General features: G+C 75.3%; 10 protein-coding genes. 6 read left to right on the forward strand and 4 right to left on the reverse strand.

Features of this window, described 5'->3' with window-relative positions; all coding sequences use genetic code 11:
* Positions 1-16: 16 nt before the first annotated feature.
* Positions 17-1,090, reverse strand: coding sequence for a LacI family DNA-binding transcriptional regulator (locus HOY81_RS05385; RefSeq protein ID WP_237318709.1), 1,074 nt, complete (start codon positions 1,088-1,090; stop codon positions 17-19).
* 135 nt (positions 1,091-1,225) lie between these two features.
* Here HOY81_RS05385 and HOY81_RS05390 point away from each other — a divergent pair, with 135 nt between their 5' ends.
* Entirely contained in the window at positions 1,226-3,343 is a 2,118-nt protein-coding gene (locus tag HOY81_RS05390) for a glycogen debranching N-terminal domain-containing protein (protein ID WP_237318711.1), read from the forward strand.
* Between the two features lie 302 nt (positions 3,344-3,645).
* On the opposite strand, the gene HOY81_RS05395 is transcribed toward HOY81_RS05390, so the two are convergent.
* Complete coding sequence (locus HOY81_RS05395; protein WP_237318713.1) at positions 3,646-4,350, reverse strand: response regulator transcription factor; 705 nt, start codon at positions 4,348-4,350, stop codon at positions 3,646-3,648.
* Between the two features lie 404 nt (positions 4,351-4,754).
* Here HOY81_RS05395 and HOY81_RS05400 point away from each other — a divergent pair, with 404 nt between their 5' ends.
* Positions 4,755-5,558 (forward strand): tryptophan 2,3-dioxygenase family protein, encoded by an 804-nt coding sequence (locus HOY81_RS05400; RefSeq protein ID WP_237318716.1) that lies wholly within the window; start codon positions 4,755-4,757, stop codon positions 5,556-5,558.
* A gap of 47 nt (positions 5,559-5,605) precedes the next feature.
* On the opposite strand, the gene HOY81_RS05405 is transcribed toward HOY81_RS05400, so the two are convergent.
* Positions 5,606-6,229 (reverse strand): class I SAM-dependent methyltransferase, encoded by a 624-nt coding sequence (locus tag HOY81_RS05405; protein ID WP_237318718.1) that lies wholly within the window; start codon positions 6,227-6,229, stop codon positions 5,606-5,608.
* Between the two features lie 607 nt (positions 6,230-6,836).
* Between HOY81_RS05405 and HOY81_RS05410 the strand changes: the two genes are divergently transcribed.
* The gene (locus HOY81_RS05410; protein WP_237318720.1) at positions 6,837-13,034 is read left to right on the forward strand and encodes a non-ribosomal peptide synthetase; all 6,198 of its coding nucleotides are present in this window, start codon (positions 6,837-6,839) and stop codon (positions 13,032-13,034) included.
* Between the two features lie 10 nt (positions 13,035-13,044).
* Entirely contained in the window at positions 13,045-14,067 is a 1,023-nt protein-coding gene (locus tag HOY81_RS05415; RefSeq protein WP_237318722.1) for an AMP-binding protein, read from the forward strand.
* Here the strand turns inward: HOY81_RS05415 and HOY81_RS05420 are convergent.
* Entirely contained in the window at positions 14,045-14,890 is an 846-nt protein-coding gene (locus tag HOY81_RS05420) for a cupin-like domain-containing protein (protein WP_237318724.1), read from the reverse strand. The two genes, HOY81_RS05415 and HOY81_RS05420, sit on opposite strands and share 23 nt — an antisense overlap.
* 307 nt (positions 14,891-15,197) lie before the next feature.
* Here HOY81_RS05420 and HOY81_RS05425 point away from each other — a divergent pair, with 307 nt between their 5' ends.
* Both HOY81_RS05425 and panD read left to right on the forward strand, forming a co-directional pair.
* Positions 15,198-16,712, forward strand: coding sequence for an MFS transporter (locus tag HOY81_RS05425; RefSeq protein ID WP_237318726.1), 1,515 nt, complete (start codon positions 15,198-15,200; stop codon positions 16,710-16,712).
* A 347-nt stretch (positions 16,713-17,059) separates the two neighbouring features.
* Positions 17,060-17,443, forward strand: a complete 384-nt coding sequence (panD, locus tag HOY81_RS05430; RefSeq protein ID WP_237318728.1) for an aspartate 1-decarboxylase — start codon at positions 17,060-17,062, stop codon at positions 17,441-17,443.
* Positions 17,444-17,489 lie beyond the last annotated feature (46 nt).

The following is a 17,489-nucleotide window of genomic DNA, read 5'->3' on the forward strand; positions in this document are numbered from 1 at the left end:
GGTTCCTCCAAGGGACTCACGGATGAGAGGGTGCGCCCCCGCTCCCGGCGGGACCGTCCGCCGGGGGCGCGGGCGCCGTACTGCCGCGCACGACGAGTCGCGGGGGCAGGAGCAGATGTTCCGGCGGAGCCTCCGGCCGCTTGATGCGGGCGAGGAGCAGCCGCATGCACTCCTCGCCGACGCGGTCCAGGGGCTGCTGGAGCGTGGTGAGCCCGGGGGAGAGGACGCGGGCGGCCGGAGTGTCGTCGAAGCCGACCACGGAGACGTCCCGGCCGGCCGTCAGGCCGCGGTCGCGCAGCGCCAGATAGGCCCCCGTCGCCAGGGTGTCGCTCACCGCGACGACGGCCGTCGCTCCCGCGTCCAGCAGCCGGGCGGCGGCCTCCGCACCCTTCTCTACCTCGCCGACGGACTGGGCGTGCAGGTCCCGCACCGGAAGCCGGTGCAGGCGCATGCTCTCGGTCCAGCCGCGCCGGCGGTCGTCGCCGACGGCGGAGCCGAGCGGCCAGCCGAGGAAGGCGATCCGCCGGTGGCCGAGGGCGACCAGGTGGTCCACGGCCTGCGCGGTGCCGTCCGCGCCGTCCACGTCCACCCAGTCCGCGTCCAGGCGGGACCCCCAGGCGCGGCCGAACGACACGAAGGGCACTCCGTGATCCAGCAGCCAGCGCGGCCGCGGGTCGCCCCGGTCGGTGTGGGTGAGGGCGAAGGCGTCCACGGAGTGCTCGCTCAGCAGCGCCTCGTACTCCGCCAGTTCCGCGTCGCCGCCGGAGGCCGGGAAGAGCAGGATGCGGTAGCCGGACTCGCCGGCGGCCAGGGACAGGGCGTGCAGGAACCTGTCGAGCACGCCGTTCTCGTCGGCGGCGCGGACGGCCAGCCCGATGAGTCGGCTGGACCGGGTCCGCAGTGCCCGGGCGTCACGGTGCGGCCGGTAGTTGAGCTCGGCCACCGCCTCCCGGACCCGCTCCAGGGTCTCCGGGCGCAGCAGTTCGGGTGCGTTCAGCGCGTTGGACACGGTCTGTGCGGAGACCCCGGCCCGCGCGGCGACCATCGCCATGGTCACCGATGCGCTCTGCGCACGTGTCTTCCGCGTCATCACCACTCCTCGGCCGCGGGCCCGGCGGGCGCCGCATGGGTTGGATCGATCAAAAAAATCGTTCGGACCATCCGAGCAGTATGCCTATCGTGGAGACTTATTTGATCGATCCAATGCCACGAAAGGCTGACCCTGATGACCTCATCTGTCAAGGGGAGCGCGGGCGTCCGGAACGGCGGCACCGCGCCCGGCACCCCGGAGCCGCCACCGGAGTTGCAGCCCTTCCTGCACGACGCGTCCCTCGCCCTGTGGGCGCCCGCGCTCGCGGTCTCCCGGCCGGGCGGAGACGTCTCCACGGGCGCGGACGGGTTCTACCACGAGGACAGGCGCTTCCTCTCCCGCCTGGAGCTGGACTTCGGTGCGCACCCCCTCGCCCCGGCCGGGGGCGCCACGGGAGACGCCGACGAGGCCGCGTTCCGCGCCGTCGTCCGCGGCGCGGGGGAGCGCACCCCGGACCCCGCCGTCACTCTGCACCGGGTGCGCCGGGTACGGCCGGAGCGCCTGGCGGAGCACCTCACGGTGCACAACGCCGGCGGCTGCCGGGTCCGGCTGGAGCTGACGGTCACGGCGGCCGCGGACTTCGCCGCGATGGAGGACGTCAAGGCCGGCCGCCCCGGCGCCGGACCCGTACGGGCCCGGGGCGACACCCGCGGCCTGCACTGGAGCTCCGGCGAGCTCCGCTCCCGGCTGGAGGGCACGCCCGCCCCGGACGCGGTGGACCCGGCCGCCGGAACCCTCCGGTACACCGTCGAGCTGGGGCCCGGCGACACCTGGGAGGGCACGCTGGAGTGCACCGCCCACCACCAGCGTCCCGGCCCCTTCGCCGCCGTGCCGCCCGGCGCCGTCCCCTGGGCGACCCCGCGGGTGGAGAGCGCCGACCGCCGGCTCGACCGCCTGGTGCAGCAGTCCGCCGCCGACCTGGGCCGTCTCCTGCTCAGCGATCCCGAGGAGCCGCGGGACACCTTCCTCGCCGCCGGGGCGCCCTGGTTCCTCACCCTCTTCGGCCGCGACTCGCTCTGGGCCGCCCGGATGCTGCTGCCGCTCGGCACCGGAGCGGCCGCCGGCACCCTCCGGGTGCTGGCCCGGCGGCAGGGCACCCGCACCGATCCGGCCACCGAGGAGGAGCCGGGAAAGATCCTGCACGAGGTCCGCCGGGAAGCGCTCGACCTGGGCGCGGGGCGGGTCCTCCCGCCCCGCTACTACGGCACCGTGGACGCCACCCCGCTGTGGGTGGTGCTCCTCCACGACGCCTGGCGCTGGGGCCTGGCGGAGGAGGAGGTGTCCGCCCTCCTGCCGCACGCCGAGGCCGCGCTCCGCTGGATGGCCGAGTACGGGGACGCGGACGGGGACGGCCTCCTGGAGTACGTGGACCGGACCGGCACCGGGCTGGCCAACCAGGGCTGGAAGGACTCCGGCGACTCCATCCGCCGGCGGGACGGCACCCTCGCCGAGCCCCCGGTCGCGCTCAGCGAGGTCCAGGCGTACGCCCACCAGGCGGCGACGGACGGGGCCGCGCTGCTCCGGGCCTTCGGCCGGCCGGGCGCCGACCGCTGGGAGGAGTGGGCCGGGCGGCTGCGCGAGCGATTCCGGGAACGGTTCTGGCTGGAGGACGAGTACGGCCCGTACTGCGCCGCCGCCCTCGACCGCGACAAGCGGCCGCTGGACACCGTCACCTCCAGCATGGGCCACCTGCTCGGCACCGGCCTGCTCGACGGCGCGGAGAGCGCCGCGGTGGCCGCCCGGCTGGCCCGCCCGGAGCTCGACTGCGGCTTCGGGGTGCGCACCCTCACCCCGCAGGCCACCGGGTTCAACCCGTTCGGCTACCACATCGGGTCGGTGTGGCCGCACGACACCGCGATCGCGGTGTACGGCCTCGCCCGCGCGGGCTTCGGCGGCACCGCCGCGGCGCTCGCCGACGGGCTCGTACGGGCCTCGGAGACCTTCGCCGGCCGGATGCCCGAGCTCTACGCCGGGCACGGGCACGGCCCGGACACGGCCCCCGCGCCCTACCCGGCGGCGTGCCGCCCGCAGGCCTGGTCGGCCGCCGCGGTCTTCCTCCTCCTGCGGGCGGTGCTCGGGCTGGAACCCGACGTCCCGGAGGGCCGGCTACGGGCAGCCCCGCCGCCCGGGGCGGACCCGGGGCCGCTGCGGGCGGCGGGGCTGCGCGTGGCGGGCGCGGACCTCACGGTCGCGGTGGACGCCGGCGGCACCCTCCGCGCCCAGACCGACGCCCCTCTGCGGCTGGAGAGCTGACACGGCGGGTGGTGCCGGCCGTGCACCGGCCGGCACCACCGGTGCGCACGGCGCCGGGCCTGGTGGCCCGGAAGCGCACGGCGGGCCCGCCCGGCGGTGGCACCGGGCGGTGCGCAGGTCGGCGCCGGCCGCCGGCCGCCCCGGCCTCCGTGGCCTGCCGGTGGAGCCGCCCGGCGCGGTCCGGCTCCGGCCGGATCCGGCCGGAGCGGCTCTTCGCCTCGTCAGGGGAACACGGCCCCTCCAGGAGCGCGTGCCGGTGCCGACCGGCGCCGGCACGCACCGCCGCGACCGGTTCCGCAGGTTCAGCCGGACAGCCCCGTGGAGGCCGGCTCCTGACGCCTGCCCGCACCGGCGGGGCGGGCCTCCGCGCCCGCCGGGTCGGTGCCCGGTGCGTCCACCAGCCCTTCGCGCAGCGCGAGCGCCACCGCCAGCGTGCGGTTGGGGCAGTTCAGTTTGGCGATGACGTTGGCGACATGCCTCTTCGCCCCGTGCTGCGATATGCCCAGCGTCCGCGCGATCTGCTTGTTGCTCAGGCCCTGGGCGAGCAGGTTGAGCGCCTCCTGCTCGCGAGGCGTCAGGCAGTACGGACGTTCGGAGCGGCCCGCGGAGGAGGCGGGTCCCTCCCGCATGCGCCCCAGCAGCCACCGGGAGAGCGCGGCCGGGAGCGGCATCTCCCCCCTCCCCAGGCGCCGCAGCGTGTCGTCGAGGGAGCGGGCGGTGAGATCGCCGGCGAGGAGGAACCCGTCGGCCGGCACCTCGGAGGCGAGCGCGAACTGCTGCTCCTCCGCGCTGTCCAGCAAGGCGACCATCTTCGTCCGGCGGTCCCGGCACACCGGCACCAGGCCGAGCACCTCCTCGGTGGCCGCACACCGGCAGACGAGGACGTCGAAGTGCTCCGCAGCCAGCCGGTGCCGGGCGTGACGGGCGTCGGCCAGCACGACGACCTCCTCCACGATGTCCGTCAGCATCGCCTCCAGCCCGCACCGCACCATCTCGTGCGGATGCACCACGCACACCCGGATCCGGTGCGCCCCCGGGGCTGCCGCGCCCCCCGGACGTACCCGCGCCAGGCCGGCCACGGTCCTCGGAGGCGACAGCGCTCCGGCGAGCGATGCCGTGTGCTGGGGCAGGGGATGCCCGTGGAAGCTGTGCATGACGATCCTCTCCCGTGGTTTCTCCGGACGGCGTCCGCGTGCCGGAGGAGGTGTGGGGCACCGCGCGGCCGCGGTGCCCCATCGGGCCCGCGCGTGCTGTTCCGAGCGGCCCGCCGGACGGGGACGGCCGCTCGCGGGGCGGGGTGGTCATCCGGGCAGGCCGCCCGACCGGGCGGGAGGCGGTTGTGCGCGGGTACGGGGCACTTCGATGCTGAGAGCCGTTCGCCGCACGTGGAGAGTTGAGCGAAGGAGCGTCGATGAACGGCTCGACCGCCGGCCCGGAGACCATGGACGCGCTCAGCGGGTGCCCCCTCGCGGGCCCGGCGCGGGAGCCGGACGCACCCGGCCCCTCCTACGGGGAGCTGCTGCGCCTGGACCACCTCCTCGAGCTTCCGCCGAGGTACACGGACCTGCACGACGAGGAACTCTTCTATGTCGCGCACATGGTCTACGAACTGTGGTTCAAGGTCGTACTGCAGGAACTGGAGCGGGCCCGGGAGGGCATGTTCGCCGACGACGTGCCCTGTGCCCTGCACGCGCTGCGCCGGGCCGGGGTCATCGAGCGGGTGCTCGCCGGGCAGGTCGACGTGCTCAGGACCATCACCCCCGGCAGTTTCGCCCTGCTCCGGCCCTCGCTGTACCAGGCCAGCGGCATCCAGTCGGTCCAGTTCCGCGAGATCGAGTTCCTCTCCGGGCTCAAGGACCGGCGGTACGCCGAGCGGGCCGACCTCAGCGCCGGGGAGCGCACCAGGCTGCACCGGCGGCTCGCCGAACCCGCCCTGTACGACGCCTTCCGGGCCCTGTGCGAGAAGCGCGGCGATCCCGACCTGACCGAGCTGCTGCGCGCGGAGGCCCCGGACTCCGAGGTGCTCGCCGTCGCCGAGGCGCTGCTGGACCACGACGAGCTGTTCAGCACCTGGCGTGCCCGGCACGTGCTGATGGTGGAGCGGGTCATCGGCGCCAAGGCCGGCACCGGGGGCTCCAGCGGTGCGCAGTATCTGCGGTCCACGCTGGACAAGAGGTTCTTCCCCGCTCTGTGGGAGCTGCGCACCCGGCTGTGAGCCGCCCGCGGACACGGCCGCCGTCCCCCGGCCCGCCGGTGGTCCGGTCACCGTCGCGTCATCAGGAAGCATGCCATGGTGGAGTCCACCGGTGGTTCCGGCAGACGTTCGATCTCGAAGTCCGCGCCGAACAGTTCCTGCTCCTCGCCGGGGCGCAGGCCGCTGAGCGCGCGGGACACTCCGGAGTACCGGAACAGGGGGAGACTCCTGTCGCCCTTGCTGTAGAAACACCAGAGCACCACCAGCGTCCCCGGGTGCGAGTGCCGTGTGATGTTCGCCGCCATGTCGAGGCGGTCCTGCCCGGTGAGGTCGTCGAGGGTCCCGAAGTCGACGATCAGGTCGTAGGTGCCCTCGACCCCGGGTATGCGGGGGGACCTCAGGTCGGCGCGGACGAAGCGGCAACGGTCCGTCACCCCGGCCTCCTGCGCGGCCCGCTGGGCCTTGCGCAGGGCGACGGGCGTGAAGTCGACCCCGGTCACCTCGAAGCCGTGCCCGGCCAGGTACACCGAGCAGGTGCCGCTGCCGCACCCCATGTCCAGCACCGTCTTCTGCCGGTCCGGGGAGAGGCGCTGCTCGTGCTCCAGGAGCTGGACGAGGTTCTCGCGGACTCCGCCTTCCCAGGGTGCGCCGATCCGGTACAGTATCTGGTACATCCATCGCTTGACGCTCACCGGGGTTCTCCTTCTGGTGGGTTCGGGTGGAAAGGGGCCGTGGTGGTCGCACGCGCCTCCCGGCCCGGTCCGGCCCGGACGGCCTCCGCCCCGGCGAAGATGCCGCGTACGGGCACGTGAGGGCCCGCCTGCGAGGGCGGCGCGGCGTGCGGCGGCCGGGGCGCCGGCCGTCCGCCGTGACCGGAGAGGCTTCCCCGCACTGCGCCGTTCCGGAGCGCCGCCCGGGGGCGCGGCGTTCCGGCAGGGCGCCCCTGCCGCCCGACGGCGCCCGGGCGGCGCTCCGGCAGACGTCCGGCGCGGACGACCCGCAGGTGCATCGTTCCTCCCGGCGTCGCTCTCCGGCCCCGCGGACCAGCCGGGCCCCCCGTCCCGTCGACGGGCGGCCGCACCCGCCGGGGCGAGACGGGCACGCACCCAGCTTCGGCCGAAGCGGAACCGCCATGCAGCCTCGAACTGCGCGGCAGTCGGGCGACCTTCACAGGTGCCCGTTCGGTCACCTCACTCGGGTCTGGGACGGCGGCCGGCAGCCTCCCATCCTTCTCCTCGGACGCGTACGGCCGCCTGACGTCGCGACCGTCCGAGACCGTCGAGATTGGGGATCAGCGTCATGACAGTCGGCCTCCCGAACGACACGGGCCTTCGCAGCAGCAGCCTGCTCGGCATCCTCCGCGAACGGGTCGAGGCCGATCCGGAGGCGGCCGCGTTCCGCTTCACCGCCTTCGACGAGCGTGACGGCCGGGAGCTGCCGCCCCTCGACCTCAGCCGCGGCCTGCTCGACACCCGGGCGCGCAGCATGGCAGCCACCCTCCAGCACCACGGGGCGGGCGGGCGGCGGGTCCTGCTGCTGCTGCCGCCCGGCGAGGACTTCGTCACCGGCCAGTTCGGCTGCTACTACGCCGGTTCCTGCATCGTCGCCTGCGCCCCGCCCAAGGGAGCGCCGGACGGCGTCCAGGGGGAACGCTTCGTGCAGGTCGGTCTGGACGCCGATGTGGCAGCCGTGGTCTGTCACGGCGCCCGGGTGGACGAGCTGCGCGCCGCCTGGCAGGCGGGCGGCGCACCCGGCGTCCCCTGGATCGCGGTCGACGGCCGGCACGCGGACCCGGACCTGTGGACCCCGCCGGCCGTCCGGGACGACGACCTGGCGCTGATGCAGTACACCTCCGGCTCCACCGGCAACCCCAAGGGCGTCATGGTGTCGAACGCCAACCTGCTCGCGCAGCTGCGCGTCTTCCGCGACCTGGCCGGGCTGCCCGACGGCGCGGAGACCGTCACCTGGATGCCCGTCTACCACGCCCTCGGCATCGCCGGCACCGTGACCATGTCCCAGTTCATCGGCGGACGCTGCACTCTGCTCGCCCCCGAGGACTTCGTCGCCGAGCCCTTCCGGTGGCTCAAGGCGGTCTCCGACGCCACCGCTCCCGTCTTCAGCTGCGGCCCCAACTTCGCCTACGACCGGTGCGTCGAGCACGTCTCCCCGGAGCAGCGCGCGGAACTCGACCTCAGCCGCTGGCACGCGGCGTTCAACGCCGCCGAACGCGTCCAGCGCCGCACCATCGACGCCTTCACCGAGACCTTCGCCCCGCACGGCTTCCGCCCCGAGGCATGGTTCCCCGGTTACGGCCTCACCGAGGTCACCCTCGGCATCTGCGGCCGCCGCGGCGCCGACCCGCTCACCCTGACCGTGGACGCGGCCGCCCTGGAACAGGGCACGGCGCAGCCGGCCGGGCCCGGCACCTCCCGCACCCTGGATCTCGTCAGCTGCGGCCCCGCCCACCCCGGCGTCCGGATGCTCGTCGTGGACCCCGGCACCCGAACGGAGTGCGCGCAGGGCGAGGTCGGCGAGATCTGGGTGGGCGGTGACGTGGTGAACCAGGGCTACTGGCGGCGCCCCGAGCAGACCGAGGAGACCTTCGCCGGCCGCCTCGCCGGCGGCGCCGGGCCCTACCTGCGCACCGGCGACCTCGCCTTCCGCCACGGCGAGGACGTCGTCGTCTGCGGACGGCTCAAGGAACTCGTCATCATCCGCGGCCGCAACATCCACCCGCAGGACGTGGAGGCCGCCGCCCGCCGCGCCCACCCGGCCCTCACGGCGGCCCCCGGGGCGGCCTTCTCCGTGGACGCCGAGGAGGGCGAGCGCCTCATCGTGGTGCAGGGCGTGGACCCGGCTCACGGTGACGCGCCGGAGCTCGCCGGACTGGCCCGGCTGGTACGGACCCGGGTCGCCGCCGAGCAGGAGGTCGAACCCGACACCGTGCTGCTGGTCCACCCCGACCACATCCCCACGACCGGCAGTGGCAAGATCCGCCGCACCACCTGCCGGCAGTCCTTCCTCGACGGCGGGATCGAGGCCCTGCACTCCGACACCACACGCGGCCGGCCCGGCGCCGACGAGCCCGGCCGCGGCGCCGCGGAGGCCCGTACCGGCACCCCGGCCGCCGCCCCGCTGCGGGACATGGTGCTGGCTCTCGCCCCCGAGCTGCGTGCCCAGGTGGTCACCGCCGAGGTGCGCCGGCGCATCGGCGCGGCGCTCGCCGTCCCGCCGGAGGAGGTGCCCGAGGACACGCCGCTGATCGCCCTCGGGCTGGAGTCGCTGCGGATCGTGGAGCTCCGGTACGCCCTCGGCCGGGACTTCGACCTCACCCTCCCCATGGCCGACTTCGTGCGCGGAAGCCTCGCCGACGTGGCCGGGCGGGTGCTGAACAGCCTGCGCGGCGACGGCACGGAGGGCATCGCCTGGCCCGAACTCGTCGCCGATCCCGCGCACCGGCACGAGCCGTTCCCGCTGACCGAGATCCAGCACGGCTACCTGGTCGGGCGCAGCAGCGCCTACGACCTCGGCGGGTCCTCGATCCACCTCTACACCGAGTACGACTGCCCCGACCTGGACGTGCAGCGGCTGCGCACGGCCCTCGACGCGCTGGTGGACCGGCAGGAGATGCTCCGCGCCGTCATCTCCGCCGACGGGCATCAGCGCATCCTTCCCGACGTGGGCGAGGTGCCCGTCACCGAGTACGACCTCCGCGGAGCGGGCCCGGCCGCCCTCGACGCGCACCTGGAGCGGGTCCGCGACGAACTCGGCCACCAGGTCCTGCCCCTCGACCAGTGGCCCATGTTCGACGTCCGGGTGACCTGGACCGGCGGTGACGGGGACCGCCGGGCGCGCGTCCACGTCAGCCTGGACCTGCTGGTCGCCGACGTCGCCAGCGTCCGGCTGTTCTTCCTGGAGCTCGGGGATCTGTACGCCGGCGGGGACGCCGCACTGCCGCCGCTCACCGTCTCCTTCCGCGACTACGTCCTCGCCGCGCGCGGCCTGCGCGACACCGAGGCGTACACCCGGTCGAAGGCGTACTGGCAGGAGCGTCTCCCGACACTGCCGCCCAACCCGCAACTGCCCGTCTCCCGCACCGGACTGCCCCCCGGCGCCCGGCCGGAACGCCGGCGCCGCGTCTCCCGGCTGGACGCCGGACGCTGGGCCCGTGTCAAGGAACGGGCGAGCGCACGCGGCATCACCCCCTCCGCCGTGCAGCTCGCCGCGTACGCCACCGTCCTCGGCGCGTGGAGCCGCACCAGCCACTTCACGATCGACGTGCCGCTGTTCAACCGGCACCCGCTGCATCCCGACATCGACCTGATCATCGGCGACTTCACCTCCGTCACGCTGCTGGAGGTCGACCTCCGCCCCGGCGGCGGCTTCCTCGCCCTCGCCGACCGCATCCAGCACCAGTTGTGGCGCGATCTCGACCACCGCTTCTTCAGCGGGGTGGAGGTGATGCGGGAGATCGCCCGCGCACGCGGCGTGTCCGCCGGCGCCTACGCCGGCATCGTCTTCGCCAGCGCCCGGGAACAGGGCCGCGACCAGGACTTCAGCCGGGGCGAACTCGGAGCGGACTGGCTCGGCGAGACGGTCCACGCCGTCTCCCAGACCCCGCAGGTCCTCCTCGACCACCAGGTGTACGAGGACCGCGGTGCGCTCACCTACAAGTGGGACGCCGTCGAGGCGCTCTTCCCGCCCGGCGTCATGGACGACATGTTCGCCGCCTACGACGACCTCCTGCACGCCCTCGCCGACGACGAGGAGGCGTGGAACGCCGACACGGCCGACGTCCTGCCCGCGGCGCACCGCGAGATCACGGACCAGGCCAACGACACCGCCGGCGACCTGCCGGACGAGCTGCTCTGCACCGCCGTCGTCGCCCAGGCCGAACGGCACCCCGACCGTACCGCCGTCCTCGCCGGCGGCCGTACCCTCACCTACGGGGAGCTGTACCGGCACGCCTGCCGCCTCGGCCGCCGGCTCCGCGAGCACGGCGCCGCCCCCGGCTCCCCGGTGGCGGTCGCCCTCGGCAAGAGCGTCGAGCAGATCGTCGCCGTCCTCGCCGTCCACCTCTCGGGCGCCGGCTACCTGCCGCTCGACCCCGACCTGCCGGCGGGCCGCCGCGACAAGCTGCTCGCCCACTCCGGCGCACGGCTGGTCCTCACCCCGCCCGGCGGCAGCGGCCGGGCACCCGCCGCCGGCACCACCGCGATCCCCGTCGACCTGGACGCGCCCGGCGACGACACACCGCTGTCCCCCGTACAGCGCCCCGACGACCTGGCCTACGTGCTCTACACCTCCGGCTCCACCGGCGAACCCAAGGGCGTCGCGCTGTCGCACCGGGCCGTGCTCAACACCGTCGCCGACTTCACCGACCGCTGCGCCCTCACCCCCGAGGACCGGGCGCTCGCCCTGTCCGCCCTCAGCTTCGACCTCTCCGCCGGAGACCTCTTCGCCGTCCTCCGCAGCGGCGGCGCGCTGGTGCTCCCGGAGCCCGAAGCGGTCAAGGACCCCGGTCGCTGGATCGAGCTGATGTCCGCACACGGAGTCACCGTCTGGAACTCCGTGCCCGCCCTGATGCGCATGCTGCTGGAACACCTCGGCAACCCGGACGGCGGCGGACGGCCCGCCCACCCCGGCCTGGCGGCGCTGCGACTGGTCTGGTTCTCCGGCGACTGGATCCCCCTGGACCTGCCCGGACGTGTCCGCGCGGCGGCCCCCTCGGCGCGCGTGGTCGCCTCCGGCGGCCCGACCGAGACGGCCATCTGGTGTGTGGCCCACGACGTCACCGAGGACGACCGCGACGTGATCCCGTACGGCCTGCCCATGCGGAACCACACCATCGACATTCTCGACGACCGCATGCAGCCGTGCCCGCTGTGGGTGGCCGGCGAGATGTACATCGGCGGCAGCGGCCTGGCGGACGGCTACTGGCGGGACCCGGAACGCACCGCCGCGTCGTTCGTCGTCCACCCCCGTACCGGGCGGCGTCTCTACCGCTCCGGTGACCTGGGCCGGCGCCTGCCGAACGGCGAGATCGAGATCCTCGGCCGCGAGGACTCCCAGGTGAAGATCCGCGGGCACCGCATCGAACTCGGCGAGATCGAGGCGGCGTTGCTGCACCATGACGACGTCCGTACCGCCGCCGTCACCCCCGTCGGCGACGGCCCCGAGGGCCTGCGCCTCGCGGCCGTCGTCGTCCCCGAAGGCACCGGGACCGCCGGCGACGCCCGGGCCGGTGCGCCGGAGGAGGCTCCCGGCTCCGACGGCGACCTTCACGACGAGGCCCTCGGCGACGTGATCACCGACCCGCTGGAGCGCCTGGCCTTCAAGGCCCGCCGCCCCGGCCTGCGCACCGGCCTCGACGGCACCGCCCACCCGTTCCCCGCCCCCGGGCGACCCCACGGTGACGATGCGCCCCCGCCGCGCCGCAGCCGCCGCGACTACGGGGCGGGCCCGCTCCCGCAGGCGGCGCTCGGCCGCCTGCTGGAGCCCCTGTGCGCCGAGCACGACGACGGCGGAGCCCTCCCGCGCCACCGGTACGCCTCGGCCGGCGCCCTCTACCCGGTGCAGACCTACCTGCACGTCGCGGAGGGCCGTGTCGAGGGCCTGCCCGGCGGCACCTACTACCACGACCCGGACGGGCACCGCCTGGTCGAGATCCGGCCCGGCGCCGTGCTCGACGCCGGCGTCCACGCGCCGGAGAACCGGCCGGCCCACGACAACGCGGCCTTCACCCTCTTCCTCGTCGCCCACCGGGACGCCGTCGAGCCGCTGTACGGCAAGCGGGCCCGCGACTTCAGCCTCCTGGAAGCCGGACTGATGACCCAGCTCCTGGACGGGCATGCCACCGCGTGCGGCATCGGGCTCTGCCAGGTCGGCTTCGTGCGGGACACCGAAGAGCTGCGCGACGCCCTCGCCCTGGGCGAGTCGGCCGAGATCCTGCACGGCATGCTCGGCGGGGTGCTCACCGACGAGGCGGCGCCGGCACCGGACGCCCCCGGAGGGCTCTCCGACATGCTCGCCCGGCACCTCGCCGCCACCCTCCCGGACCACATGGTCCCCGCCACCTTCGTCGAGGTCCCCGCCCTGCCGCTGACCGCCCGGGGCAAGCTCGACCGGGCCGCCCTGCGCCGCCTCGCCGAGGACGCGGCGGGCGGGGCCGGGGACGGCCCGGTGGACGGCGGCGCCGAGAACGACACCGAGGCGGAGATCCTCGCGGTCTTCCGTGCGGCACTCCCGGACGGCACACGCCTCACCGTCCGGGACCGCTTCTTCGACATGGGCGCGGACTCCGTCGTCATCGTCCGCATCCACCGGGCGCTCAAGGAGGCCCTCGGGCGCGACTTCCCGCTGATGACGATGTTCGAGCACGCGACCATACGCACCCTGGCCGCCCACCTGACCGGCACGCACACCGGGCGGGACGTCGTCGACGACGCCCTGCAACGGGCCCGCGCCCGCCGCCGGCGCCCCGCCCGCCGCGGCTGAGGCGGCCCCCGTGCCCTGCCTCGGCGAAGCGCCGCTGGACCGCGTCCCGGACCTGGCGGCGCGGGCGCACGGCGACCTGCTGCTCGGCAGCGACGTCCGCTGGACCGCGGGAGCCGGACTCGTCGACACCGTCGCGGGCTTCGCCGCGGCGGTGGCCCGGCACGCCGCCCGCCTCGTCGCCGGAGGCGTCCGCCCCGGCGACGTCGTCGCGGTCCTCCGGCGCAACCACGCCGATCTGCAGGCCCAGCTCTACGGTGCGCTCCGCGCGGGTGCCGTCCCGGCTCTGCTGCCCACCCGGCTGAACCGCCGCGAGATCCTGCACTGCCTCGCCCTCCTCGGCCGCCCGTACCTGGTGCTGGACGTGGCGGGCGTGAACCGCCTCCACCAGGCGGAGGACGCGGCGCGCGCCCTGTGCTCGGGCGTCTTCACCCTGGGGCCGGTCGACGACGCCACCGCCGCCTGGGCACCGCCCCTCCCGGCAGCCGTCCCCGGCACCCTCCCGGCGCGGGTCCCGGAACCCCGCGGCGTGGTCCTCCACGACGGGCGCAGCCGCCGGCCGCGGCTGCTGCCCACCCCGGACCTCCGGGCCCGCGCCCGGGCACTGGCCTGCCCCCGGACGCCGGCCGGTGCCCCCACGCGCGAGCCGAGGCCGGCCGGTACCGGCTTCGTCCACCTGGACTTCGGGACGGCGCACGCCTGCGCCACACTGCTGGCGGCGCTCGAGCAGGGCGTGCCGCTGCTCGCCGTGGTCCGTACGGAGCAGCCGCTGGTGGACGCCCTGCTGCGGGAGCACCGGCCGGTGTCACTGGAAGCGCCGGCAGCGGCCCTCACCGCCTGGCTGCCTCTCGCGGCGGCGCCCACCCGGCCGTTCTCCTCGGTGCGCCGGTTCGTCGCCGGCTCCGGGCGGCTCGACCCGGCGGCGGTCCGGTGCCTCCTCGACGGGTCCTCCGCCCCGGACGCGGTGTTCGTGCAGCGAGCGGACCACGCACCGTGGGAAGACCGCCGCCCCGCTACGAAGCGCCGTCCCGGTTGAGGAAGTAGGCGACCACGGGGTCCGAGCCACCACCGGCGCGCAGGTGCGCCGCGAAGCGCTCCTCGTGCACACGGTGGGTGAAGTTCCAGGTCAGCGACACGCTGTCGTCCAGGGCGACGGCCGTGTGGTACCAGCCGGACGGGATGAAGATGGCGTCCCCGGGGGCGAGTACCTCGTCGAGCGTGGGCACCGCCTCCTTCCACCGGGGGAAGCGCGTCTCGTCCGGCGCGTCCAGGTCGACGACGCCCTCGGCGTCGGAGAGCAGCGGGCCCTGGCCGGGGGCGTACATGACGAACCGCTTGCGGCCCGTGACCTGGCAGAGACAGGCGTCACTGGCCCACGGGTCGACGTGCAGCCGGGTACGCCCGCCCCGGCCGCAGACGAACAGGCCACGCGCCGGGAAGCGGTCGCGTGCGGCGTCCACCGGTCCCTCGGCCGGCGGGAAGACGTAGTCCCCGCGCGGCAGCCACGACGGCATCGTCCAGTCCTCGGCCAGTTCCGCGAACGCCTCGTCCGCCTCCATCATCTGCTCGTCGCTCTGCCGGGTGAACCAGCGCAGGTAGGGCGGCACGCCCTGCACCGCCGCACCGGTGTGCCGGTCGACGTACTCGGCGAAGGTCGCCACCTCCTCCAGCGCGAACAGCGTGTCGAAGAGCGTGACCTCGTGGTCCCCGAACTTCCGGGCCAGGTCCTCCAGGTGCCACGGCGGGGGCTCGGGCCACCCGTCGAGGGCGCCGCGCACCACGACCGGCTGTCCCGGCCCGAGATGCCGGTTCAGGAACTCCGCCGGGCTCAGCGACTCGACGACGTGGGGGTGGGACATGGCGCCTCCGTCCGGTTGCCGGGCAGGCCGGTGAGCCTTCGACGGGATGCCGAGGGGGTCCGCCGGCCGTTTCCGCGAGCCCGCCCGCGACAGCGTAGGAGCGGGCGTGCGGCGGCACCGTGGCCCCGGAGGCGGTCTCTTCGCCCGGCCCGACGGGCGCTCCCGCCGGGCCGCCCCCGCCGTGCCCGGCCGGGCACCCCGGACGGCGGGCCCCGCCGGGGGCTGCGACGCCCGCCCGCGGGCGCCTACGGTTTCCGCGGCGCGGTGACGGCCCCGCCACACGCGGACCGGAAGGCAGGCCGGGATCATGGACGGGAGGGGACGGACCTGGGCGTTCGCGGCACTGTGCGCGGCCCAGTTCATGTCGATGCTCGACCTCACGGTGGTCAACCTCGCGCTGCCCAGCGTCCGCCGTGACTTCGGCGCGGGTGTCTCCGGACTCCAGTGGGTCGTCGGCTCCTACGTCCTCGCCTTCGCCTGTCTGCTGCTCACCGGCGGCTCGCTCGGCGACCGGTTCGGCCGCAAGCGGGTCTTCCTGACCGGCCTGGCCGTCTTCACCGGCAGTTCCGCGCTCTGCGGGGCGGCGCCCACCCTCGGCGTGCTCGTCGCGGGCCGGGTGGGCCAGGGCGTCGGGGCGGCGCTCTTCGTGCCGGCCACGCTGGCCGTCCTCACCCGGCTCTACCCGGAACCGGGCGAACGAGCCCGGGCCATCGGCGTGTGGGCGGGGGTCTCGGCAACCGCCCTGCCGCTCGGGCCGGTGCTCGGCGGCGTCCTGGTCGACGGGTTCGGCTGGCCCAGCGTCTTCCTGCTCAACCTCCCCGTGGGGACCGCCGCACTGGCCGTGTCCTGGTGGGCGTTGTCCGAGACGCCGCGCGCCCGGCGGGCCTTCGACGTGTCCGGCCAGCTGCTGGGCGTCGGCTGGCTGGGCTGCCTGACCTACGCCCTGATCGAGGCCGAGCAGGCCGGCTGGTCCTCGCTGCGCACGGTGGCGCTGCTGACCACCGCAGGGGTGCTGCTGCTCTCCTTCCTGGCGGCCGAGAGCCGCGCCCGGCAGCCGATGCTGCCCCTCGCCCTGTTCCGCAACCGCCGCTTCGCCGCGTGCAACGGCGTGCTCTTCGTGGGCGCGTTCGGGCTGCTGAGTTCCTTCCTCTTCCTCTCCCTCTTCCTCCAGCAGATCCAGGAGTACGCGCCCTTCCAGGCCGGCCTGCGGATGCTGCCGTTGCTGCTGCCGGCCGCAGCGGCCGCACCGCTGGCCGGGCGGCTCGCCGCACGCCACGGCCCGGCACTTCCCATGGTCGCCGGGCAGACGTCCACCGGCGCCGCCCTGCTGGCGCTCACCAGGGTCGGCGCCGACACCCCGTACGCCCTGTGGGCGCTGGTGCTGGTGCCCCTCGGCGCCGGTGTCGGCCTGACCATGACCCCCACCAACGCGGCGCTCATGGGCAGCGTCCCGCCGGACAAGGCGGGCATCGCCTCGGCCACGTCGATCGTCAGTCAGCAGGTCGGCAACGCCCTCGGGGTCGCCGTGATCGGAGCGGTGGTCGCCGGGGGCTTCGCCACCGCACTCGCCGAACGCGCCGCCGCACTCGACCTGTCCACCGCCGCGACCCGGGAGCTCGTCCACGACGCGGTGCAGGGCAGCCTGGGCACCGGGCCCTCCGCCGGCGGCGCACGCGGCGAGGCCGTCGACTCCGCGTTCACCGAGGGCATCCACGGCGGGCTCGCCGTGAGCGGCGCCGCCTATCTGACCGGCGCGGCCCTCACGGTGAGGTTCGTCGCGGAGCGCCGGCGCCCACGCCGCGAGCAGGTCGCCGCGCGCTGAGACCCGCGGGGCCGGTCGTGCCCCGCCCTCCGCCCCCTCCGTGCTCTTGCGCGTCCTCCGCCTGCCCCTCCCCGCCCCGCCCTGCCCCCTGCCCTCCCGCTCCGCCCCGCGACGTCCTCGCCGGCACGGCGTGCTCGCCACCCCGGCACCGGCCTCGCCCGGAACCGGGCGCGCCACGCGGTCACTCCGCGGTGCCCGAACGGGCACCCCGCCGGTATCACGGCAGCCCAGGCCGCCGTACCACCTCCCCGGGCGTACGAACGGACGCGCCGAAGGGGGTGAGACCCCCGCCCGCGATCTCGGCATCCTCCCGTGGTGGCAGAACCCTCCCACCGCTTGGGGCGACCATGAAGCACCGCACCATGCTCAAATCCAAGATCCACCGCGCCACCGTCACCCAGTCCGACCTGCACTACGTCGGTTCGCTCACCATCGACACCGACCTGATGAAGGCCGCCGACCTCCTGCCCGGCGAACTCGTGCACGTCGTGGACATCGACAACGGCGCCCGGCTGGAGACCTACGTCATCGAGGGCGAGGCGGGCAGCGGCGTCATCGGGGTCAACGGAGCGGCCGCCCGGATGGTCCACACCGGGGACCTCGTCATCGTCATCAGCTACGCCCAGGTCCCCGAGGACGAACTCGGCACGCACCGGCCGCAGGTGGTCTTCGTCGACGGTGAGAACCGGCAGGTCGGCACCGGCCACGACCCGGCACGCCCGCGGCCCTAGGGACGGCCCTCCGGACGCGCCCCGCACGGCGCCCTCACCTGATCCG

Source organism: Streptomyces sp. JJ36 (assembly GCF_021696945.1).
GTDB lineage: Bacteria > Actinomycetota > Actinomycetes > Streptomycetales > Streptomycetaceae > Streptomyces.